Here is a 22465-nt window from a genome sequence, read left to right on the forward strand (position 1 = left end):
GCGGCCGCACCGAAAACGGCGCGGCCGCGCTCAGGACCTTTGAAGACCGGCGCATCGCGCCGTAAGATCGTCGAAACACCAGCAGCGGACCGGGTGACGGCAGGGAGCCAGACGTCGCCACCCGGCAGCATCAGCGGAGCCGCGCGAGCCTGACATGGACTGGGACCGGGTCAAGATCTTCCACACCGTCGCCGAGGCCGGCAGCTTCACGCATGCAAGCGAGTTGCTGAACCTCAGCCAGTCGGCGATCAGCCGACAGATCAGTGCGCTGGAGGAGAGCCTGGGCGTTCCCCTGTTCCACCGCCACGCCCGCGGCCTGATCCTCACCGAACAGGGTGAGCTGCTGCGCAACACCGCCCGCGACGTCTTCGCGAAACTGTCCATGGCCGAGGCCATGCTGACCGAAAGCCGCGAACGGCCGAAGGGACCGCTGAAGGTGACGACCACGGTCGCCTTCGGCTCGGTCTGGCTGACGCCCAGGATCCACGGCTTCCTCAGCCTGCATCCGGACGTCACCATCACCCTGCTGCTGGACGACAGCGAGCTGGATCTGGGCATGCGCGAGGCCGACATCGCCATCCGCATGTCGCCGCCCCGCCAGCCGGATCTGGTCAAACGCAAGCTGATGACCATCCGGCACGGCATCTATGCCTCGCCCGATTACGTCAACCGCCAGGGCATGCCCAAGACCCCGGCGGAGCTGGACGACCACAAGCTGATCGTCTTCGGCGAGGACACGGCCGCCCCCATCTCCAACGCCAACTGGATCCTGGATGCGGGCGCCACCCCCGGCAAGGCCCGGCGGCCGATCCTGAAGGTGAACAACATCTACGGCATCATGCGCGCGGTGGAGAGCGGCCTCGGCGTCGCCTCGATCCCCGATTACATGGTGCGCGAGAACGGCAATGTGGTGCAGGTCCTGCCCGAGCTGGAAGGTCCGCAATCCGAGGTCTACTTCGTCTATCACGAAGAGCTGCGCCATTCGAAGCGCATCGCCGTCTTCCGCGACTTCCTGATCCGCGAGATCGAACAGAGCCTGCGCTGACGGGCCACGACGTCGACGAGCTTCCCGCCGACGGGTGACGACCGGGCCGCAAGGCAGACCGAGGGGCGGCAGGGGGTCAGAGGTCCTCTGCCGCCTCTTCCGTTGAATCGTCATTGGTTGCGACGCGGTTGCGGCCCGAGCGCTTGGCGGCGTAAAGCGCCTTGTCGGCCCTGGAAAGCACCCGGTCGATGTCGTCGCCGGGGGCCGAGAAGCGGGCCAGGCCGAAGCTGGCGGTCAGCCGGATCTCGTCGCCCTTCCAGGGCATGCGGATGGCGGCGGTCGTGGCCCGCAGGCGCTCCGCCACCTCGTCAAGCTCTGCCGCGCCGATCCCCGGCAGCAGCACGGCGAATTCTTCGCCGCCCAGCCGGCCGACCAGATCATCCTCGCGCAGCGTTTCGGACATCCGGCCCACGAACAGGCGCAGGGCCTCGTCGCCGGCCGCATGGCCGAAGCGGTCGTTGATCGTCTTGAAACGGTCCAGATCGGCCATGATCACGCCCGAGGAGCGCCCCTCATGGCGCCACTGGTCGGCAAGATGGGCCGCCACATCCATGAAATGGCGGCGGGTGGCGGCGCCGGTCAACTCGTCGACCGCAGCCAGCGCTTCCAGCCGGTGGGCCAGGGCCTCACGCGTGCGGACCTCGGCTTCCAGCCGCTGGTTCAGCCGGCGCAGTTCTTCCTGCATGCGATCCGAAAGACGGACCAGGCGGCGCTGTTCCCGATAGCCCTGGCGATAGGCGCGCATCAGCGTCCGCACGCCATCGGAGACTTCCTCCAGCTTGCGGAGCATCTCCTCGCTCTGGGCGATCATCGCCTCTTCCTGGTCGAAGAGCGAGAAATCCCCCGTCGTCGCCGGCTCGGGCAGGGTCTTCACCCTGGTCACCTTGGGCCTGGTCATCTCACGTCATCCCGATCAGTCGCCACCATCTCCGTCCGCGCACATGACGAAGTCGATGTGCTCCAGGTCGGATGCGAAATCCTCCCCGAATTCCTCCATCGTCTCATCATCCGGAGCAAAGTGCCAGTTCACAGTGACCGTGCGTCCATCTGCCGCCGATTCTTCCAACATCTGGAAAATGTTCATCAAAGCTTTCGCACTCGATGAGTTGAAGTAGATCAGCGAGATGTCCACCGTGACGCTGGGTCCGTCTTCGGCCAGGAAACTGCGCAGCGCATACAGGATCGGCCCGTAGAAGGCGGCGGCGTCCTCAGGGTAGGACTCGCCCGCCATCGAGAACCGGCCGGCGACCGGATCGAAACGCACCGCCGGCGACCGGTCGGTGGCAGCGATCTCGATGGCGAGGGGGGAGTCGGAAGCGGTCATATGAACACCTTGAGGCCATAGAAGGTGGTCTGAGCGTCGATTTCGAAGAAATCATACTCGATGGGGGCACTGGCACGACGGGCGATCTCGATCAGCCCGAGCGTCGCGCCCTTGCTGTCGACATCGGGGTCTTCTTTCAGCTTCTGGCGGTAGAGCGCCTTCAGTTCATCGGGCGACAGGGCCGCGATCTCGGCCAGCCGCTGGCGCAGGCGCGGTGCCCGCGCCGCGTCGATCACATTGGCGCAGATCACGAAGAACCGGCCGTCTTCCTTGCCCACCGTCACGATGCCCGAGCGTGCGGCATCGTCGTCGGGGCCATGGGCATCATCGGAATAGCGGATGATGTTCTGGACCTGCTCGACGAAAACCGAGAACACCCGGCGGGTCAGATTGCGGTCGGTGGCGTCCTGCTCCAGCTTGCGGCGCAGCGCTTCCCCCAATGAGAACAGAATGCCTTCGGACATGATGCCGCTATAGATCAGCATCAGCTTGTTGGCCTGTATCTGGGTGCGGAAATCGTAAAGGTCTCGGGCCAGCACCTCTCGGCTCCTCGGACATATGCCGCATCGCATGCGACGTCGGCGCGTTACGGTTCGTCGGGGGTTGGGGTCGGGGTTGGAGTTGGGGTCGGGTGGCCTGCGGTCGTGCTGCCATCGGCCAGAGGCCCGGGCAGGCGCGGCCGGAAGGCCACCAGGGTCATGTCGTCGCGCCGGGCCTCGGCCCCGCGCCAGTCGTCGAGCGCCGCCGTCAGCGCCCGCAGCCGGTCCGCCAGCGGCAGATCGGCATGGCTCGCCAGCAGGGCCGCCATCCGGCGCCGGCCGAACAGCCGCCGCGACGGCCCGCCGACATGGTCGGTCACGCCGTCGGTCCACAGATGGAAGCTCTCCCCCGGCCGGACCTGATGAAGATGGACCGGAATGCGCCCAGGCGGCGGCAGGGTCCGGTAGCCCAGGCTGCGACGCACCCCGGTGATCGACGAGACGCCGTCGGGGCCGACCACGGTCAGCGACAGCCCGGCGCCGGCGAAGGCAACCGTCCCGGCCGCCTCGTCATAGAGGCAGACCGCGGCATCGACCCCGTCATCCGAGGCATCATGCCCGCCCGGATCCGGCCGGTCCTGGCGCAGCCGCGCCCGCAGCCGCCAGTCCAGCTCCGCCAGGATCAGATCGGGTGCCGGCATGCTTGCCACGTCCAGGATCGCCTTCAGCTCCGAGGCGACCACCAGGGTCATGAAGGCGCCCGGCACGCCGTGACCGGTGCAATCCGCCAGCAGGATCAGGCATTTGCCGTCGCGGCGTTCCATCCAGCAATAATCGCCGCCCACCACATCCAGCGGCTCCCAGAGCAGGGCGATATCGGCCATTGCCGGCGCCAGCACCGCAGGGTCGGGCAGGATGCCCTCCTGGATCCGGCGGGCATAGCGGATGCTCTCCATCACCTGGCGGTTTGCGGTTTCCAGCTCGACATTCTTCTCGACCAGCGCCGCCTGGGCATCCTGCAGCGCCTCCAGCAGGCGGCGGGCATCGTCGCCGGCGCGCAGCCCCGCCACCATCCGGTTGAAGGCGGCGGCCGCCTGGCCCAGCTCGTCGTCGGTCGGCTCGTCCAGCGTGGTCCAGCTCTTGTGTTCCACCTGGCGCATCGCCCGCAGCATCCGCCCCAGCGGCTGCACGACCAGCCGGCGCATGGCGAACTGCACCGTGATCGACAGGGCGCCGGTCAGCAGCAGCACGGCGAAGGCCGCCGTCGCCACCTGCAGGATCGCAATCCGGTTCAGCTCCCCGGTGGCGAAGGCCACCTCCAGCGTGCCGACCTTGATATGCCCCTGCGGCTCTATGATCGTGCGCGAAACGGTGATCGCGCCGCTGCCGGGCTCGGGCGGGGTGCCGGTCTCGAACAGCATCTCGTCATTGTCGTCCAGCACCCGGGCGTAGCGGAAACCCCGGTCGCTGACCAGCGCTTCGACCTGCGGCTCGAACACCGTGCGGTCCAGATACCAGAGCGGAGTGGCGATGGCGGCGGCGGTCAGATCGGTCAGCACCCCGGCGCGACGCTCCAGCGCCCGGCGCTGATCGGTCCAGGTGATCCAGGCGATGCTGCCCTGGATCAGCAGCACGATCAGCATCACCACCGGCAGGGTACGGCGGAACAGCTTGGCGGCCAGCGAGCGCTTCGGCGCGCCGGCGGCCTGTGGCCGGCCCACCGCCGCCCGCCCCATTGCCGCCCGGGACAACGTTTCGCGTTTTTCCGTCATGCCCGCCTCCGGCGCATTGCCCGCCGTTCCCCCATCAGTCTTCCCTGAACGTCGCCGGGTCCAGCCCATAGGCGTGCCAGAGCGGCGCCAGCCGGCCGGCACGGTCCAGCCGGGCCAGAAGCCCCCGGATCGCGGCGGCATCCGGATCCAGCCCCGGCCGGGTCAGCACCCGCAGATCGTAAAGCTGATCGACCTGATCCGACACCAGCAACCGCGCCAGATCATTGGGCCGATCGGCAAGATAGCGGCTGAGGAAGGATTGCGTCACCACCCCCGCCTCCACCCGTCCCAGCAGCACCAGTTCGATGACCGCGGCATTGTCGTTCACCAGCACCAGGTCGAAGCGGCGGCGCATCTCGTCGGGGTCGCCGGCGAAATCCGCGAAGGCGTAGTGATAGCCCAGGATGGCGGCGATTTTCGTCGCCTTGACGCCGGCGAACCAGGATTTGTCGCGCCCGGCGTAAAGCTGGGCGATGAACACCTCGCGATCGGTCGCGATCGTGTCGGAGACGTCGAGCGGAATGTCCCGCCGGCTCCAGCCCCAGCCGGCCATTTCGAAGAACATCACGTCGAAACGGCCGCGGGCGAAATCGTCATAGCGCCTGAGCGGCGTGGTCGGCACCAGCTCGAAGCGCCACGTGTCCTGGATCTGGTTCAGCAGGGCGATCAGCTCCACCGTCAGCCCCTGCGGCCCCGTTCCGCCCTCGCCGAACGAGACATAGGGCGCGAACTGATAGCCGCCGACCCTGACGATCTTCGGCTCCGCCCCCGCTGCCATTGCCGCCTGAGCCAGGACGCCGGCCACGGTGATCACGGCTGCCGCCAGCATCATCATCAGCCGATGCAACGCAGTTGACCCCCCGCAATCCCGTTCCTAAAGGCAATCGGTGACATGACGGGATACGGCAAGAGTGGCCCGTTCACGACGGTGGAGATTATCAACAATGCACGCCAATGCCTACAGCATGCGGCGGTGCCGCCTGCCGTTTCACGGCCGGATTGCATCATGTTTCCGCAGCACGGCGCGAGACGTTGGTTCGTGATGCGTAAAGCAGTGGTGACCTGCTGCTTTTCATCCGTCTGTCACAATGCTTACGCGCAAAAAGAAAGCCATGCACAACGTGCATGGCTGAACTGACGTCGTGCCTCTGGCACTTCGACCTCAGGCGTCCTATATGCACTGCAACATCGTCGAGGTTAGCCTCCGATGCCACGGAAGCCGGCGGCTCCCCCGCTTGTTTCCGCGTCCGGGTCTCCCCCCGGATGTCAGGTCTCCCTGACCTTTTTTGCGTCTCCCAGACGTGAAGCCTCCCTGTCAGACTTCAGCCGGGCCTTCGGGCCCGGCTTTTTTTTGCCGCCGGGCCTCTTTTTGCGCTCGGGCCTGCAAATACGAAAGCCCGGGCGGGGATGTCTGGCCGGCCCCGCCCGGGCTTTTCGCTTCAATCCGTCAGTCTTTGCTGACGGTCGGTCTTTGCTGAGCTTGTCCGTTGTTATGCATCGCGCGTCTCGTCGCGAGGCCCGGTTCGTGCCGGGCCGGCAGCTCTTGCGGCTGCTGCTGTGGTTGTCCGGCGCCATCTTCGGGCGTCCGGATAAAGATGGGCGTTTCCTCCTGCGCCACATCGGACCGGCGCGGCATCTGCCGCAGCGGAAGCGCGAAGGACGGAAGCGGCCGACGGGCCTGCGCAACGGTTCCGCAAGGGGCCTCCCCTCCCCTCGGGACTGCAGCACCCCAAGGATGCTGCAGCGATGCGGGCGCTCACCATGCCCGGAGGGTCGCTCCGGGGCCGGGCCTGGATCCGGGGCGTGTCTCGGCGCCCCGGCGTGTCGTGTGCGCTGCCAGGCCTGGCAGGATGATCGCAGATCCGCAGTCGCTTCGCTGCGCGGCCGACATCGGCCGTTCCGTCCATCAGACCGTCGGCGAACCTCCCCAGCTCCGCCTTCAGCCTGTCGCGACCGTCTTGTCGTCCGGTCCGACGATGTGCGCCAATATGACGCAGCCCGCCGTTCTGCGCAAGTCCGTTCTGCGTTTGCTGCATAGCGGAATGGCACGAAGCCCGGCGGACTGTCTTCTGTCGTTGAAACTTTGGCGCTGCGGGATGGCCCTGCCCGGCTTCAGCGGAACAGGCGGTCGCCGTCGCGGATATCGGTATAGAGCCCGGCGATCTGGTCGCCATAGCCGTTCCACTTCAGCGTCGGGATCTCTTCGCCGGTGTCGATCACCTGTTCGCGCGCCTGGCTCCAGCGCGGATGCGACACCTCGGGGTTCACATTGGCCCAGAAGCCGTATTCCTGGTCCTGCAACTGCTCCCAGAAGCTGACCGGGCGCTCGTCGGTGAAGGTGAAGCGCACGATCGACTTGATCGACTTGAAGCCGTATTTCCAGGGCACCACCAGCCTGAGCGGCGCGCCGTGCTGGCGGGGCAGCGGCTTGCCGTAGATGCCGGTGGCGATGAAGGCCAGTTCGTTTGTCGCCTCGGCCATGGTCAGCCCCTCAACATAGGGCCAGGGCAGCCAGATCGAGCGCTGGCCATGGGCCATCTCGCGATCCTCGAAGGTCTCCATGCGCAGATATTTCGCCCCGGCCTGGGGCTGCGCCAGCCTGACCAGATCGGCGAGCGGAAAGCCGCTCCAGGGTACGACCATCGACCAGGCCTCGACGCAGCGGAAGCGGTAGATCCGCTCTTCCAGCGCCATGCGGCGGATCAGCGCGTCGGCATCCAGCGTCTGCGGCGCATCGACCATACCGTCGATCGTCACCGTCCAGGGCTGGACCTTCAGCTTCTGGGCATCGGGCCAGATCCGCTTATGGGTGCCGAATTCGTAGAAATTATTGTAGGACGAGGCGGTCTTTTCCACCGTCACGGGCCGGCCCGGATCGGCATAGGCCGGGTTGGTCTTCACGGGGTAAAGATCGCTCCAGGGCGTATCGGGGGTGGGGTCTCCCGGCTGATAGGCGAAGGCGCGGCCGGGCATCAGCAGGCCGCCCCCCAGACCGCCCGCAACCGCCCCCGCCATGCCCAGCCCCAGCCCTTTGAGCACCGCGCGGCGGTCGCGCCAGACGGCTTCGGGGGTGACGGCACGCTCGGGCAGCTCCCAGCTGCGGCGGCGGATGATGCGCATGGGTCCGGCTCCTGACCTGCGGAAAACACGGGCGACGTTGAGGGAGATACGCGCCTTTCCGGATAATGGATGCCGCGGCCGCTTGCGCAAAGACCTCACGGTCCCGCTCACGCAGGCGTGATCACCCCGATAAAAACGAACCCCCCGGCCGCAGCACGCGACCGGGGGGCGTCGTCAGAACCGGATCCCTGCGGAAGCTGCGGGATCAGGCCAGTTCGTTGCAGGCGCGCGCGATGCGGCCGCAGGCCTCTTCCAGCACCTCGTCGGCGGTGGCGTAAGAGATGCGGAAATAGGGGTCCAGGCCGAAGGCCGCGCCGTGCACGACGGCGATGCCGACATGTTCCAGCAGATAGGTCGCGAAATCTTCCGACGAGCCGATCACCTGGCCCGACGGGGTCTTCTTGCCCAGCACGCCCTCGCAGGACGGATAGACGTAGAAGGCGCCTTCCGGCACCGGGCAGACCAGGCCCGGCGCCTGGTTCAGCAGGCGGACGACCAGGTCGCGGCGGACCTGGAAGCGGGCCGCACGCTCGGCGATGAAGTCCTGCGGGCCGTTCAGCGCCTCGACGGCGGCCGCCTGGCTGACGGAGGACGGGTTCGAGGTCGACTGCGACTGGATCGCCGTCATCGCCTTGATGATGTTGGCCGGGCCGCCGGCATAGCCGATGCGCCAGCCGGTCATCGAATAGGCCTTGGACACGCCGTTGACCGTCAGCGTGCGGTCATACAGCTCGGGCGCCACCTGGGCGATGGTCGCGAACTCGAAACCGTCATACAGGATGTGCTCGTACATGTCGTCGGTCAGCACCAGCACATGCGGATGACGGACTAGCACATCGGCCAGGGCCCGCAGCTCGGCAGCGCTGTAGGCGGCGCCGCTCGGGTTGCTGGGCGAGTTCAGGATCAGCCACTTGGTGCGGGGGGTGATCGCCGCTTCCAGCTGTGCGGGCTGGATCTTGAACCCGGTCTCGCGGCCGGCCTCGACGAAGACCGGCACGCCCTCGGCCAGCAGCGCCATATCGGGATACGAAACCCAGTACGGCGCCGGGATGATCACCTCGTCGCCCGGGTTCAGCGTCGCCATGAAGGCGTTGTACAGCACCTGCTTGCCGCCGGTGCCGACCACGATCTGGTTCGCCGCGTAATCCAGCCCGTTCTCGCGCTTGAACTTGTTGCGCACCGCCTCGACCAGCGCACGGGTGCCCTGCACCGGCGTGTACTTGGTCTGCCCGTCGCGGATCGCCTTGATCGCGGCGTCCTTGATGTTGTCGGGCGTGTCGAAATCGGGTTCGCCCGCGCCCAGGCCGATGATGTCGCGCCCGGCTTCCTTGAGCTGGGCGGCCTTGGCGGTGACGGCAAGCGTCGGCGACGGCTTGATTCGGGACAGGCGGTCGGCGATCACGGACATTGGATCGGCTCTTCGGCTGGGGACTGGAGGGATGAGCGACATGCCGACCGGTCGCGAGACGACGCTCGGGCGCGCGGCAGAGGTCGTGCGGCAACGTACTCCCGCCCCCCGGGGCTTTCAACGGAAAAGCCCTCATGCAAAAGGGGCTCCGGCCTGCTGACATCTCCTGTCAGGAGGCGGTGCGATCCGCTGCACTCGATCGCTGAAAATCCTGCCGAAGATCCTATATATGGCAGTGGTCCCGCCGCCCGTGCGACGACCCCGCGTCCTGACCGTCTGGAGACCCGATCGCCCATGCCCGTCCTGATGCCCGGCCGCACCTTCGACGACCGCGAGGTCCCGGATCCGATGCCGACCCGTCCGACGGGGCGGGCAGATTTCAACCTGGTCAGCGCTTTCGAGCCGGCCGGCGACCAGCCGACCGCGATCGCCGAACTGCTCGACGGCATCCGCGGCCAAGAACGCGATCAGGTGCTGCTGGGCGTCACCGGCTCGGGCAAGACCTTCACCATGGCCCAGGTGATCGCCGCCGAAGGCCGCCCGGCCCTGATCCTGGCGCCCAACAAGACGCTGGCCGCCCAGCTCTATGGCGAGATGAAGCAGTTCTTCCCCGAGAACGCGGTGGAGTATTTCGTCTCGTATTACGACTATTATCAGCCCGAAGCCTATGTGCCGCGCTCCGACACCTATATCGAGAAGGAAGCCTCGATCAACGAGCAGATCGACCGGATGCGCCATTCGGCCACCCGCGCCCTGCTGGAGCGGCGCGATGTGGTGATCGTGGCCTCGGTGTCGTGCATCTACGGTATCGGCGCGGTCGAAACCTATGCCCGGATGACGCTGGACATCAGGAAGGGCGAGACCATCGACCGGACGGTTCTGCTGAAGAAGCTGGTCGAGCTGCAATATCGCCGCAACGATGCCGGCTTTCAGCGCGGCGCCTTCCGGGTGCGCGGCGATGTGGTCGAAATCTTCCCCGCCCATCTGGAAGACCGCGCCTGGCGGCTGAGCCTGTTCGGCGACGAGGTCGAGGCGATCGTCGAATTCGACCCGCTGACCGGCGAGAAGACCGGCAGCTTCCCCAAGGTGCGCATCTACCCCAACAGCCATTACGTGACGCCCAAGCCGACGCTGGCCCAGGCGGTCAAGCACATCAAGGAAGAGCTGAAGGCGAGGCTTGCCCAGTTCGAGGCCGAGGGCAAGCTGCTGGAGGCCCAGCGCCTGGAACAGCGCACCACCTTCGACATGGAAATGATCGAGGCGACCGGTTCCTGCGCCGGCATCGAGAACTATTCCCGCTATCTGTCGGGCCGGGCCCCCGGCGAGCCGCCGCCGACCCTGTTCGAATACCTGCCGGAGGATGCCATCCTCTTCGTCGACGAGAGCCATGTGACCGTGCCGCAGGTGGGCGGCATGTTCCGTGGCGACTTTCAGCGCAAATCGGTGCTGTCGGATTACGGCTTCCGCCTGCCGTCCTGCGCCGACAACCGGCCGCTGAAATTCGAGGAATGGGACGCGATGCGGCCGCAATCGGTCTTCGTATCGGCGACCCCCGGCCCCTGGGAGCTGGAGCGCACCGGCGGCACCTTCGTGGAACAGGTCATCCGTCCCACCGGGCTGATCGATCCGCCGGTGATCGTGCGGCCCTGCACCCGCCAGGTGGACGATCTTCTGGCCGAGGCGCGCGATACCATCGCGAAGGGCTACCGGGTGCTGGTCACCACGCTGACCAAGCGCATGGCCGAGGATCTGACCGAATACATGCACGAAGCCGGGCTGAAGGTCCGCTATCTGCATTCCGACGTCGAGACGCTGGAGCGGATCGAGATCATCCGCGACCTGCGCAAGGGCGTGTTCGACATCCTGATCGGCATCAACCTGCTGCGCGAGGGGCTGGACATCCCGGAATGCGCGCTGGTCGCCATTCTGGATGCCGACAAGGAAGGCTTCCTGCGCTCCAAGACCTCTCTGGTCCAGACCATCGGTCGCGCGGCACGCAATGTCGACGGCCGGGTGCTCTGCTATGCCGACCACATGACCGACAGCCTGTCCTACGCCATCGCCGAGACCGACCGCCGCCGCGCCAAGCAGATGGCCTATAACCAGGAACACGGCATCACGCCCGAAAGCGTGCGCAAGACCATCGGCGATGCGCTGGGCAGCGTCTACGAGGCCGACTATCTGGAGGTGGAGGTCGAAGAGGCCGATCAGGGCCATCTGGTCGGCCATAATCTCCGCGCCTATAAGGAAGATCTGGAGAAGCGGATGCGCGCCGCCGCCGCCGATCTGGAATTCGAGGAGGCGGCCCGGCTGCGCGACGAGCTGAAGCGCCTGGATGCCGCCGAACTGGGCCTGGCCGAGGGGGCCGGCCCGGCGCTCGCCCCGCCGAAGGGGCGCGGCGGCCGTCTGGACTCGCGGGCGGCCCGGGTCGCGGGCGGCGCCAAGACCGGCGGCCGGCGCGGCGCGCTCAAATCCGGCAAACCCACCGGGCGCAAGCGCGGCTGACGGCGGACGGGCCGCCATGGCGTGGGTTTTGCCACAGCCGGTGCCCCGAAAATCGATCCGCCCCCTGGAACCGCGCGTAGGAGAAGCGGCAGCCCCGTCGTATCATCGCCGTTGCGCAGCACCGGGCATCCGGCCCGGGCGGCGCGACGGGACCGTATTCGGGGCATGACGGCGCCGGACGGACACGCCGAAGGGCGGCCACGGATGCCGAGTGGGGGAACCAGGACGTGCGGATCATCGGGCAGATCATCCTGATCGCGGGCCTTGCCGCGGCCGGCGCCGGCGCGTGGTACGGCTGGGACCGCCTGGCCGGAGGCGAGGCCGGCAAGGCCTCGGCGACGGTGACGCCGGCGACCGTGCGGCCGGTGACGGTCGAACTCGCCGCCGTGACGCCCCGTCAGCTCGCCCGCGTGGTCGAAGCGGTCGGCACCGCCCGCGCCATGGATGCGGTGACGGTCGCCACCAAGATTTCCGGCCGGATCGCGGAACTGAACTTCACCCCCGGCACCACGGTTGAAGCCGGCCGCGTGCTGGCCGCGCTCGACGATGCCGCGGCGCGTGCCAATGTCGCCCAGCTGGAAGCGGCAGTCCACGAGGCCCAGACCCAGCTGGAGCGCACCCGTCAGCTGCGCCAGCGCAATGCCGTCTCCGCCGCGGAATTCGACACCCGCACCACCTCGCTGGCGGGCGCCCGCGCCCAGCTCGCGGCCGCAAGGGCAGAGCTTGCCGATCACAAGGTGGTGGCCCCCTTCTCGGGCCGGGTGGGTCTGCGTCAGGTCAGCATCGGTGCGGTGGTCGGCCCCGATACCGCGATCACCACGCTCGACGACATCGACCCGATCAAGCTGTCCTTCGCGGTGCCCGAAACCGCCCTCGCCCAGCTCAGCGCCGGCCAGACCGTGGCCGCCCGCAGCGCCGCCTATCCCGACGACGCCTTCACCGGCCGGGTGCAGTTCATCGATACGCGCATCGATGTGGCGACCCGTGCCGTCACGGTGGAAGCCGCGGTCGACAACCCCGACGGGCGGCTGAAGCCGGGCATGTTCATGGCCGTGACCCTCACCCTCGACCCCGGCCCCGACGTGCCGACCATCCCCGAGGCCGCGATGATCCGCGAAGGCAGGCTCGCCTATGTCTATGTCGCCGGCACCGACGGCGTCGCCCGGCGGCGGATCATCGAACCCGGCCGCCGTCAGGACGGGCTGATCGAGGTGCTGAAGGGGCTGGAGCCGGGCGAACCGGTGGTGGTGGCCGGCCATCAGCGCCTGCGCGACGGCGCACCGATCACCGTTGCAACCGGAACCGGCACCCCGCCGGCCACCGCCGGCTGATGCCCTCCCCGCTGTCGATCCGGGTGCCGTCATGATCCTGTCGGACGTCTCCATCAAGCGCCCGGTCTTCGCGACCGTCCTGTCGCTGCTGCTCGTGGTTCTGGGCCTGTCCGCCGCCATCCGCCTGGCGGTGCGCGAATACCCGGATGTCGACACGCCGGAAGTGTCGATCTCCACCGCCTATCGCGGCGCGCCGGCCTCTCTGGTCGAAACCCAGATCACCGAAATCGTCGAGGGCGCGGTCAGCGGCATCGAGGGCATCCGCAGCATGCGCTCGGTCAGCCGCGACGGCCGGTCCTATGTCTCGATCGAATTCAATGTCGACCGCGACCTGGAAGCCGCGACGAACGACGTGCGCGACAAGGTCGCCCAGGTGATGGACGACCTGCCCGAGACCGCCGATCAGCCGATCATCTCCAAGGCCGATGCCGATGCCCGGGCGATGCTGTGGGTGACGCTGACCTCGGATGCGCGGGATTCGCTGGCCCTCACCGACTATGCCGACCGCTATATCGTCGACCGGCTGTCGGTGGTGCCGGGCGTCGCCTCGGTCTATATCGGCGGCGAGCGGCGCTATGCGATGCGGATCTGGATCGACCGGCAGGCGCTGGCGGCGCGCGGGCTGACCGTCACCGACATCACCGCCGCGCTCAACCGCGAGAATCTGGAACTCCCGGCCGGCAGCATCGAGACCACCAATCGCGAGGTCACGATCCGCACCGACACCCGCTTCGCCGGCGAGGATGATTTCCGCCGCCTGATCCTGGCCGGCGGCACCGATGGCAGCCCGATCCGGCTGGGCGATGTCGCCCGGGTGGAGGTCGGCGCCGAAGACTACAAGAACGAGATCCGCTCCAACGGCATGTCGGGCATCGGCATCGGCGTGATCCGCCAGTCGAAGGCCAATACGCTCGACGTCGCCAATGGCGTGCGGGCCGAGATCGAGCAGATCCGCACCAGCCTGCCCCCGGACATCCGGGTCGCCTATTCCTATGACGAGAGCCTGTTCATCTCGGAAGCGATCTACGAGGTGATGCATGCGCTGGTGATCGCGCTGCTGCTGGTGGTCGGCATCATCTTCATCTTCCTGCGCTCGATCGCGGCAACGCTGGTGCCGGCTGTGGCGATCCCGGTCTCGGTGATCGCCTCGCTCACCGTGCTGGGCGCGCTCGGCTTTTCGATCAACGTGCTGACCCTGCTGGCGCTGGTGCTGGCGATCGGGCTGGTGGTCGACGACGCGATCGTGGTGCTGGAGAACATCCATCGCCGCATCGAGGAAGGCGAACCGCCGCTGCTCGCCTCGCTGCGCGGCTCGCGCCAGATCGCCTTCGCGGTGATCGCGACCACGCTGGTTCTGATCGCGGTCTTCGTGCCGATCTCGTTCATGGAGGGGCGCACCGGCCGGCTGTTCGGCGAATTCGGCATCGCCATGGCGGCCTCGGTCGCCTTCTCGATGCTGGTCGCGCTGACCCTGACGCCCATGATGTGCAGCAAGCTGCTGCGCGCACCGGGCAAGGCCAATGCCGCCGAGCGGCTGAGCCAGCGCTTCTTCGACGGCATGAACCGGGTCTATGACCGCATCCTGGGCTGGGCGATGGCGGCGAAGCTGGTGGTGATCGCGATCGCGATCGGCATTTCGGTGGTCGCCGGCATCCTCTACGACGTCATCCCCCGCGAATTCGCGCCCACCGAAGACCGTGGCAGCTTCATCGTGGTCGTCCAGGCCCCCAAGGGGGCGAGCTACGACTACACCAGCCGCAATGTCGAAAAGGTGGAAGAGATCCTGCGGCCGCTGGTCGATCGCGGTGTCGCCTCGATCGTCTTCACCATCGTCTCCCCCGGCTCCAACCGCCCCTCGCCGGTGGATCGCGCCTTCGTGATCGTGCGCCTGGCGCCCTGGTCGGAGCGCGATGTCCGCCAGGCCGATCTGGTGCGCGAGGTGTTGCCCAAACTCTCGGCGGTGCCGGGCGTGCGGGCGGTGCCGGTCAACCCGCCGGGGCTGGGCCAGCGCGGGTTTTCGGATCCGCTGGAAGTGGTGGTCGCCGGGCTCGACCGCGAGGACGTGAAGGCCTGGAGCGACATCATGCTCCGCCGGCTGCAGGACAATCCGCAGCTGACCAACGTCAACAGCGACTATGAAGAGACCAAGCCCCAGCTCGACGTCTCGGTCGACCGCGAGCGGGCGGCCGCCCTCGGCATCACGGCCCAAGAGATCGGCGGGACGCTGGAGGTGATGTTCGGCAGCCGGACCGTCACCCGCTTCGAGGATCGCGGCGAACAGTACGACGTGGTCCTCCAGGCCGCCGATGCCGATCGTGCCGCGGCGCGCGACCTCTCCAACGTCTTCGTGCGCGCCGGCACCGACGGCTCGCTGGTGCCGCTGTCCAATCTGGTGCGCATGGAAGAGGTGGCGGTGCCGCCCGAACTGCGCCGCGTCGACCGCCTGCCCGCCATCACCATCGAAGCCGGCCTCGCCGAAGGCTATGGTCTCGGCAATGCGATCGAAGAGGTCCGCCGGATCGCCGCCGAGGAACTGCCGACGGCTGCCCGCGTCACTTTCGATGGCCAGTCGCGCGAATATGTCGATGCCGGCGCCGGCGTAATGATCGTCTTCGCGCTCGCCATTCTGATCGTGTTCCTGGTGCTGGCGGCCCAGTTCGAAAGCTGGATCCACCCGGTGATCATCCTGCTGGCGGTGCCGGTGGGGCTGACGGGGGGCCTGGCCGGCGTCTGGCTGTCGGGCGGCAGCTTCAACATCTACAGCCAGATCGGCATGGTGATGCTGGTCGGGCTGATGGCCAAGAACGGCATCCTGATCGTCGAATTCGCCAACCAGCTCCGCGACGAAGAGGGCCTGTCGCCGGCCGCCGCCGCCCGGAAATCGGCCGTGCTGCGCCTGCGCCCGATCCTGATGACGACGATCGCGACCGTGCTGGGCGCGGTGCCGCTGGCCATGGGCCATGGCGCCGGTGTGGAAAGCCGCAGCGCACTGGCGGTGGTGGTGATCGGCGGCATGTCGCTCGCCACCATGATGACCCTGTTCCTGGTGCCGGTGCTCTATGCGATGCTGGCGGGCTTCACCCGCCCGGCGGGCTCGATCGCAAAGCGCCTGACCGAGCTTGACCGCAACCACCCTTCGGCCCATGTCGGTGCCGAGGGCCATGGCGGTGAAGATGGCACCGCCGCCCGCGAAACCGGGCCAGGCCGCCCGTTGCCCGGCCCCGGGGAATGATCCCGGGGGCGGCATCATCGGGGGCCGGGCGTCGTTTCGGTCCCCGACACCAACCACGGACCCCGACATGACCACCAGCCCGACATCACGTCCCGCAGACGGGGCCCGCCCCCTGCCCGCCCTGCCGCGCGCCGCCCTCGTCACCGGCGGGGCCAGGCGGATCGGCCGGCGCATCGCGCTGGACCTCGCCGCCGACGGCTATGCGGTCGCGGTGCATTACAACGGCTCGGCCGGGGCGGCCGAGGCGGTGTCGGCCGAGATCCGGAACGGCGGCGGCCGGGCGGTGGCGCTGAAGGCCGATCTGGCGGTGGAGGACGAGGTCGCCACGCTGATGCCGCGCGCCGTCGATGCGCTGGGGCCGATCGGGGTGCTGGTCAACAATGCCTCGACCTTCGAATACGACGCCGTCACCACGGCCACTCGCGAAAGCTGGGATTTTCATATGGAGGTCAACCTGCGGGCGCCGTTCGTGCTGTCGCAGGGCTTCGTGCAGCAGCTGCCGGCCGCGGCCGGTGGCGCGATCATCAACCTGATCGACCAGCGGGTCTGGAATCTGACGCCCCATTTCATGACCTACACGGTCAGCAAGGCCGGGCTGTGGACGCTGACCCGCACCCTGGCGATGGCGCTGGCCCCGCGGATCCGGGTGAACGCGATCGGCCCCGGCCCGACGCTCGCCAGCATTCACCAGGATGATGCCGGCTTCCGCGAGCAGTGCGAGAAGATGCCGCTCCGGCGCGGCACCTCGCCCGAGGAGATTTCCGAGGCGGTGCGCTTCCTGATCGGTGCCCAGGCGATGACCGGGCAGATGCTGGCACTGGATGGCGGCCAGCATCTGGGCTGGGCCCAACCGCCCCATGCACATGATGCGGCACTGGACTGAAGCTCGACGCGACGCGCCGGGCGGTGTAGGACTCCTGCCGCCCGGGCCGGTCTTCCGGTACCGCCTGCGATCTGATGCCGCCCCCATCCGGGAGAGCCCCTTGACCGATCCGATCCAATTGCGTGCCGTCCCCCAGCCGGACCACCGGCCGTCGCGACGCCGCCTGTTCATCCGCGATCTGGTGATCGCCTGCGATATCGGCGTCCATGCGCATGAACATGGGCAGCCGCAGCGGGTGGCGTTCAACATCGACCTCACGCTGCGCGACGACGGCCCGCCGCCGGCGGATGATCTGTCCTGCGTGCTGTCCTATGAGGATCTGGTGGTCGGCATCCGGGCGCTTGCCGGCAGCGGACACGTCAATCTGGTCGAGACCCTCGCCGAACGCGTGGCTGCCCTGTGTTTTTCGGACGATCGCGTGCTGGTGGCGCGAATCCGGATCGAGAAGCTCGACGTGTTCCACGATGCCGCCGGCGTCGGTGTGGAAATCGAGCGTATGCGCGCCTGAGCGCTGCAGAAACGAGCTTGCGCAAGCGGATGTTTCCTCATGCCGAATCGTTCGGCGTGACTGCGATCGTATGCCAATCCACCCCCTGAACGAGCCGGGAACGCCATGCAGCCGGCGCAACACCAGCTTTTTTTTGCACAGGGGCCCCACAATAAAGCGCTTGACAGCGAATCGGCGGGCTAAGCCCTTGATGGTACGTGGCCAGCAGCCCATTTTGACAAAAAGAACGGAAAATCAAAGGCTTAACATTTGCCTGTTTTTTGGGCAAAGCGATGGAAAACCAAGCGGACGGCCCCGTCGCACCGGCCCTCAACACGATATACACATGGTTATCCACAGTTTCCGTGGATATGTTGACGATCAGATGACGCTTGTGAGACGGACATGACCGAGCGGCCCGAAGATATCCACCGCCCCGCTGCCGCAGAGACGGCCCAATCCGCCCCTGCCGCGACCCCGTCGGCGGAGAGCGGGGCCGAGGACATCGTCTGGGAAGGCGATGCGGCCGCACTCGACACGCCGGCCCTCACCCGCCTTCTGACCCGCCGCACTGCAGCACCCGAAGATGCGGCGATGCCCGCCGCCGACGGCGACGCCGAAGACGATGCGGAGGATGGCGACGAGACCGGGGATGCGGAGGACGACGACGCTGCCGGGACCGCGTCGGGGGATGCCCCGACGGCGGATGCGCCATGGGAGGACGCGCCATCGGAGGATGCGTCACCGGGCCGGCCCCAGCGCAGCCGCCGGCCGCGCCACGAACAGGGTGATCCGGGCTGGGTGCGTCTGGAACCGGGCGAGGCGGAGGATGACGGCGCCGACGGCGACGACGCTGCCGAAGACGACCCGGACGACGGACCGGCCGCGCCGGCAGACGCCCCGGCGCCGACGGCCGCGGCCCCTGAGGCCACGGACGGGCCGGCGCCGACCGCCCGCCCCCTCTCCCGCCACCCGCAGCTGCGGACGGGCCGTGGGGCCATCCTGGCGGCGCTGAAGACCATGCCCGACAGCCCCGGGGTCTATCGGATGCTCGACGGCCATGGCGACGTGCTCTATGTCGGCAAGGCCAAGCATCTGAAGCGGCGGGTGGCGAGCTATACCCGGATCAACCAGCTGCAGCCGCGCCTGATGCGGATGGTGGCCGAGACCCGGACCATGGAGATCGTCACCACCGCCTCGGAGGCCGAGGCGCTGCTGCTGGAAGCCAATCTGATCAAGCGCCTGCGCCCGCGCTTCAACGTGCTGCTGCGCGACGACAAGAGCTTCCCCTACATCCTGATCACCGGCGATCACGACTTCCCGCAGATCCTGAAGCATCGGGGCGCCCGCAACCGCAAGGGCGAGTATTTCGGCCCCTTCGCCAGCGCCGGCGCGGTCAACGAAACCCTGGCGGTGCTGGAAAAGGCTTTCCTGCTGCGCAACTGCTCGGATTCGGTGTTCGAAAGCCGCAGCCGGCCCTGCCTGCAATACCAGATCAAGCGCTGCAGCGCGCCGTGCTGCGCCTATGTCGACCGCGAGAGCTATGGCCGGCTGGTGGCCGAGGCCCGTGACTTCCTGCGCGGGCGTTCGGCCGGCGTCCGCCAGGCGATGCAGGACCGCATGGCCGAGGCGGCGAACGATCTGGATTTCGAAACCGCCGCAGTCTATCGCGACCGGATCAAGGCGCTTGCCCGCGTCACCGCCACCCAGGGAATCAATTTCCAGGGGCTGGAGGATGTCGACGTGGTGGCGATCGCCGAAGAGGGCGGCCAGAGCTGCATTCAGGTGTTCTTCTTCCGCGGCGGCCAGAACTATGGCAACCGGGCCTATTTCCCGGCCAACGAGGCCGGCAGCACGGCGGCCGAGGTGCTCTCGGCCTTCCTCGGCCAGTTCTATGCCGACAAGCTGCCGCCGCGAGAGGTGGTGCTGGACCGCGAGCCCGACGAGGCCGATCTGGTCGCCCAGGCGCTGTCGGTGCGGGCCGGCCACAAGGTGCGGCTGACCGTGCCCCGGCGCGGCGACAAGCTCCAGGCGGTCACCCATGCCGCCACCAATGCCCGCGAGGCGCTGGGCCGCAAGCTGGCCGAGACCTCCAGCCAGAAGCGGCTGCTGGAAGGCACGCGCACCGTCTTCGGCCTGGAGCGGGCGCCGCAGCGGATCGAGGTTTACGACAACGCCCATATCTCGGGCACGCATGCCGTCTGCGGCATGATCGTGGCGGGCCCCGAGGGCTTCGACCGCCGGTCCTATCGCAGCTTCACCATCCGCGACATCGACCCGGCCAAGGCCGGCGGCGACGATTATGCGATGATGCGCGAGGTGATGCGCCGCCGCTTCGGCCGGCTTGCCCGCGAGCTGGACGAGGCCGGCGGCGAGACCGACCGCGTCGCCGGCTGGCCCGATCTGGTGCTGCTCGACGGTGGCGAGGGCCAGTTGCAGACCGGCACCGAAGAACTGGAGGCGGCGGGGCTGACCGGCCGGATCATGGTCGCCGCCATCGCCAAGGGCCCCGACCGCGATGCCGGGCGCGAACGCTTTTTCCTGCCCGGCCGCGCGCCCTTCCGCCTGCCCGAACGCGACCCGGTGCTGTATTTCCTGCAACGTCTGCGCGACGAGGCGCACCGTTTCGCCGGCGGTCAGCATCGCGCGAAGCGCAGCCGCGCCATCGGCACCTCGGCGCTGGACGAGATCCCGGGGATCGGGCCGAAGCGCAAGAAGGCGCTGCTGCACCATTTCGGCTCGGCCAAGGCGGTGGAGGCGGCGAGCCTGACCGACATCGCCCGGGTCGAGGGCATCTCCACCGCCGTCGCCCGCCAGATCTACGGCTTCTTCCATCCCGAAGGCTGATCGCGCCCGCCGGAGGCTGACGGCGACGCCCGCCTTCCTGTAGACTGACCCGCGGCCCCAATCGCAACGGATCCCATGCGCCAGAGCCTGCCCAACATTCTCACCCTGTCGCGGATTGTGGTGATCCCGTTCTTCATCGCCGGCTTCGCGCTCGATGCGCCGGCGGGTGCCTGGGTCACCTTCGGCCTGTTCGCCGCCGCTTCCGTCACCGACTGGTTCGACGGCTGGCTGGCGCGGCGCTGGGGTGTGGTCTCGGCGGTGGGCCGGTTTCTGGATCCCATCGCCGACAAGCTGCTGGTCACCGCCGCCCTGCTGATGCTGGTTGCCGACGGCCGCGCCCATCCCCTGCCCGCGCTGATCATCCTCTGCCGCGAGATCCTGATTTCCGGGCTGCGGGAGCATCTGGCCGGCGATCGGATCGCGGTGCCGGTTTCGAAACTCGCCAAGTGGAAGACCACGGTGCAGATGATCGCCATCGCCATCCTGCTGCTGCTGCCGGCGCTGGGTGGCTGGGCCTGGTGGGCGGGCGAGACCCTGCTCTGGCTTGCGGCCGTGCTGACGGTGGTGACCGGCTGGAGCTACATGCAGGGCGGCATGCGCCATCTTCTCGCCGCCGACCGACGCTGACGGAGACACCCCCCATGCCCCTGCAGATCCTCTATTTCGCCTGGATGCGCGCCCGGATCGGCCGCGGTGAGGACGAGATCGCCTGGACGCCGGCGCTGTCGACCGTGGGCGCCCTGCTGGACTACCTGGCGGGGGTAAGCCCCGCCCATGCCCAGGCGCTCGCCGACCGGTCGGCGGTGCGGGTGGCGGTGAACCAGGATTATGCCGGCCCCGATGCCGCGGTCCGGGACGGTGACGAGATCGCGATCTTCCCGCCGGTGACCGGCGGATCGGGGGCGGAGGCCAGCGCCTGCGCAATCGACATCCGGGTCCAGACGGCGGATTTCGATGTCGGTGCCGAATATGCCGCCGCGGCGACCGGTACGGCGACCGGCGGGGTCGCCCTGTTCGTGGGCCAGGTGCGCGGCCGCGATGGCGCCGACGAGGTGGCGGCCATGACCCTGGAGCACTATCCCGGGATGACCGAGCGCGAGATCGACCGCATCGCGCGGGAGGCCGCGGAACGCTGGCCGCTTCAGGCAATCCGCATCATCCACCGCGTCGGCCGGCTGATGCCGGGGGATCGGATCGTGCTGGTGATCGCGGCTTCCGCCCATCGGGCGGCGGCCTTCGATGCCTGCGCCTTCCTGATCGACTGGTTGAAGACCCGGGCGCCGTTCTGGAAACTGGAAGAAACACCCGACGGGGAACGATGGGTGGCTGCGAAGTCGAGCGACGACGACGCCGCCCTCAGATGGCAGACGCCTTCGGACGGAAAACGGGGAGCTGCGTAGGGAACCGGCGGGGGCCGCGTGAAAGCTACAGGAACGGGGCAGGACGACGCCCGGTTCTTCCAACGGTTCGAACCGCCGCTCTCTCACGCTCCCCCCACCATCCATGGTGGCTCCCAAGGAGACCCGATCCCATGACCCGCAACAGCTTCCGCAGGACTGCCTTCGCCGCCGGCTTCGCCACCCTTCTGGCACTGCCTGGCCTTGCCATTGCGGCCCCGGGCGACGGCCCCGACGGTCAGGGCATGACGCTGGAACAGATGCAGGCGCGCACCGCCGAACGCTTCCAGAAGCTCGACACCAACCAGGACGGCCGCGTCAGCCGCGACGAGATGAAGGCCGGGCGCGCGATGATGCACGACGGCAAGGCCGGCGACGGCATGCCCGGCTGGGGCCACAAGGGGCCGCGCGGCGACCATATGGCGCGCATGGCCGACACCAATGGCGACGGCATCATCTCGCGCGATGAATTCATGGCCGGCGCCGACAAGATGTTCTCGCGGCTGGACGCCGATGGCGACGGCCAGATCACCAAGGCTGAACGCGACAGTGCCCGCGAACGGATGCGCGACTATATGCGCAACAACGGCCCGGCCGCCGACAAGCCGGCCGATGCCCCGAAGACCGGCGGGTGA

The 22465-nt window shown here is 68.0% G+C and carries 18 protein-coding genes; 11 read left to right on the forward strand and 7 right to left on the reverse strand.

Features of this window, described 5'->3' with window-relative positions; genetic code table 11:
- The first annotated feature begins 154 nt into the window (after window positions 1-154).
- Window positions 155-1045 (forward strand): LysR family transcriptional regulator, encoded by an 891-nt coding sequence (locus tag WI697_RS22695; RefSeq protein ID WP_014747716.1) that lies wholly within the window; start codon window positions 155-157, stop codon window positions 1043-1045.
- Window positions 1046-1121: 76 nt separating this feature from the next.
- On the opposite strand, the gene WI697_RS22700 is transcribed toward WI697_RS22695, so the two are convergent.
- The 5 genes from WI697_RS22700 to WI697_RS22720 are packed head-to-tail and all read right to left on the reverse strand — an operon-like array spanning window position 1122 to window position 5467.
- Window positions 1122-1943: a GGDEF domain-containing protein gene (locus WI697_RS22700; protein ID WP_062766281.1), complete on the reverse strand. Its 822-nt coding sequence runs from the start codon at window positions 1941-1943 to the stop codon at window positions 1122-1124.
- A gap of 15 nt (window positions 1944-1958) precedes the next feature.
- Window positions 1959-2369 carry a DUF1987 domain-containing protein gene (locus WI697_RS22705; protein WP_062766278.1) on the reverse strand — a complete coding sequence of 137 codons (411 nt, stop codon included), beginning with the start codon at window positions 2367-2369 and terminating at the stop codon, window positions 1959-1961.
- Window positions 2366-2908 (reverse strand): SiaB family protein kinase, encoded by a 543-nt coding sequence (locus WI697_RS22710; protein ID WP_014747719.1) that lies wholly within the window; start codon window positions 2906-2908, stop codon window positions 2366-2368. The genes WI697_RS22705 and WI697_RS22710 overlap by 4 nt, the downstream gene beginning before the upstream one ends.
- Before the next feature lie 47 nt (window positions 2909-2955).
- A complete protein-coding gene (locus tag WI697_RS22715; protein WP_345960019.1) occupies window positions 2956-4620 on the reverse strand; it encodes a PP2C family protein-serine/threonine phosphatase in 1665 nt (554 codons plus the stop codon).
- A 34-nt stretch (window positions 4621-4654) separates the two neighbouring features.
- Complete coding sequence (locus WI697_RS22720) at window positions 4655-5467, reverse strand: substrate-binding periplasmic protein (protein WP_345960020.1); 813 nt, start codon at window positions 5465-5467, stop codon at window positions 4655-4657.
- A gap of 45 nt (window positions 5468-5512) precedes the next feature.
- On the opposite strand from WI697_RS22720, the gene WI697_RS22725 reads away from it, so the two are divergent.
- A complete protein-coding gene (locus WI697_RS22725; protein ID WP_156503263.1) occupies window positions 5513-5758 on the forward strand; it encodes a hypothetical protein in 246 nt (81 codons plus the stop codon).
- Window positions 5759-6732: 974 nt separating this feature from the next.
- Here WI697_RS22725 and msrP read toward each other — a convergent pair.
- Window positions 6733-7740: a protein-methionine-sulfoxide reductase catalytic subunit MsrP gene (gene msrP / locus WI697_RS22730; protein WP_345960021.1), complete on the reverse strand. Its 1008-nt coding sequence runs from the start codon at window positions 7738-7740 to the stop codon at window positions 6733-6735.
- A 205-nt stretch (window positions 7741-7945) separates the two neighbouring features.
- A complete protein-coding gene (locus WI697_RS22735; RefSeq protein WP_296720879.1) occupies window positions 7946-9148 on the reverse strand; it encodes a pyridoxal phosphate-dependent aminotransferase in 1203 nt (400 codons plus the stop codon).
- A gap of 294 nt (window positions 9149-9442) precedes the next feature.
- Here WI697_RS22735 and uvrB point away from each other — a divergent pair, with 294 nt between their 5' ends.
- The 9 genes from uvrB (at window position 9443) to WI697_RS22780 (ending at window position 22465) form a co-directional block, all read left to right on the forward strand.
- Window positions 9443-11653: an excinuclease ABC subunit UvrB gene (uvrB, locus tag WI697_RS22740; RefSeq protein WP_323755131.1), complete on the forward strand. Its 2211-nt coding sequence runs from the start codon at window positions 9443-9445 to the stop codon at window positions 11651-11653.
- 227 nt (window positions 11654-11880) lie between these two features.
- Window positions 11881-12984 carry an efflux RND transporter periplasmic adaptor subunit gene (locus WI697_RS22745; protein ID WP_345960022.1) on the forward strand — a complete coding sequence of 368 codons (1104 nt, stop codon included), beginning with the start codon at window positions 11881-11883 and terminating at the stop codon, window positions 12982-12984.
- Between the two features lie 31 nt (window positions 12985-13015).
- Window positions 13016-16216: an efflux RND transporter permease subunit gene (locus tag WI697_RS22750; protein WP_345960023.1), complete on the forward strand. Its 3201-nt coding sequence runs from the start codon at window positions 13016-13018 to the stop codon at window positions 16214-16216.
- A 67-nt stretch (window positions 16217-16283) separates the two neighbouring features.
- On the forward strand, window positions 16284-17099 hold the full coding sequence (locus WI697_RS22755; RefSeq protein ID WP_345960024.1) for an SDR family oxidoreductase: 816 nt from the start codon (window positions 16284-16286) through the stop codon (window positions 17097-17099).
- 100 nt (window positions 17100-17199) lie between these two features.
- A complete protein-coding gene (locus WI697_RS22760) occupies window positions 17200-17607 on the forward strand; it encodes a dihydroneopterin aldolase (protein ID WP_014747728.1) in 408 nt (135 codons plus the stop codon).
- A 384-nt stretch (window positions 17608-17991) separates the two neighbouring features.
- Window positions 17992-20433 (forward strand): excinuclease ABC subunit UvrC, encoded by a 2442-nt coding sequence (gene uvrC / locus WI697_RS22765; RefSeq protein WP_345960025.1) that lies wholly within the window; start codon window positions 17992-17994, stop codon window positions 20431-20433.
- A 75-nt stretch (window positions 20434-20508) separates the two neighbouring features.
- Window positions 20509-21060, forward strand: coding sequence for a CDP-diacylglycerol--glycerol-3-phosphate 3-phosphatidyltransferase (gene pgsA / locus WI697_RS22770; protein ID WP_345960026.1), 552 nt, complete (start codon window positions 20509-20511; stop codon window positions 21058-21060).
- Between the two features lie 14 nt (window positions 21061-21074).
- A complete protein-coding gene (gene moaE / locus WI697_RS22775; protein ID WP_345960027.1) occupies window positions 21075-21833 on the forward strand; it encodes a molybdopterin synthase catalytic subunit MoaE in 759 nt (252 codons plus the stop codon).
- 131 nt (window positions 21834-21964) lie between these two features.
- Window positions 21965-22465: an EF-hand domain-containing protein gene (locus WI697_RS22780; protein ID WP_062761453.1), complete on the forward strand. Its 501-nt coding sequence runs from the start codon at window positions 21965-21967 to the stop codon at window positions 22463-22465.

The sequence above is a fragment of the Tistrella mobilis genome (assembly GCF_039634785.1).
Lineage (GTDB): Bacteria > Pseudomonadota > Alphaproteobacteria > Tistrellales > Tistrellaceae > Tistrella > Tistrella mobilis.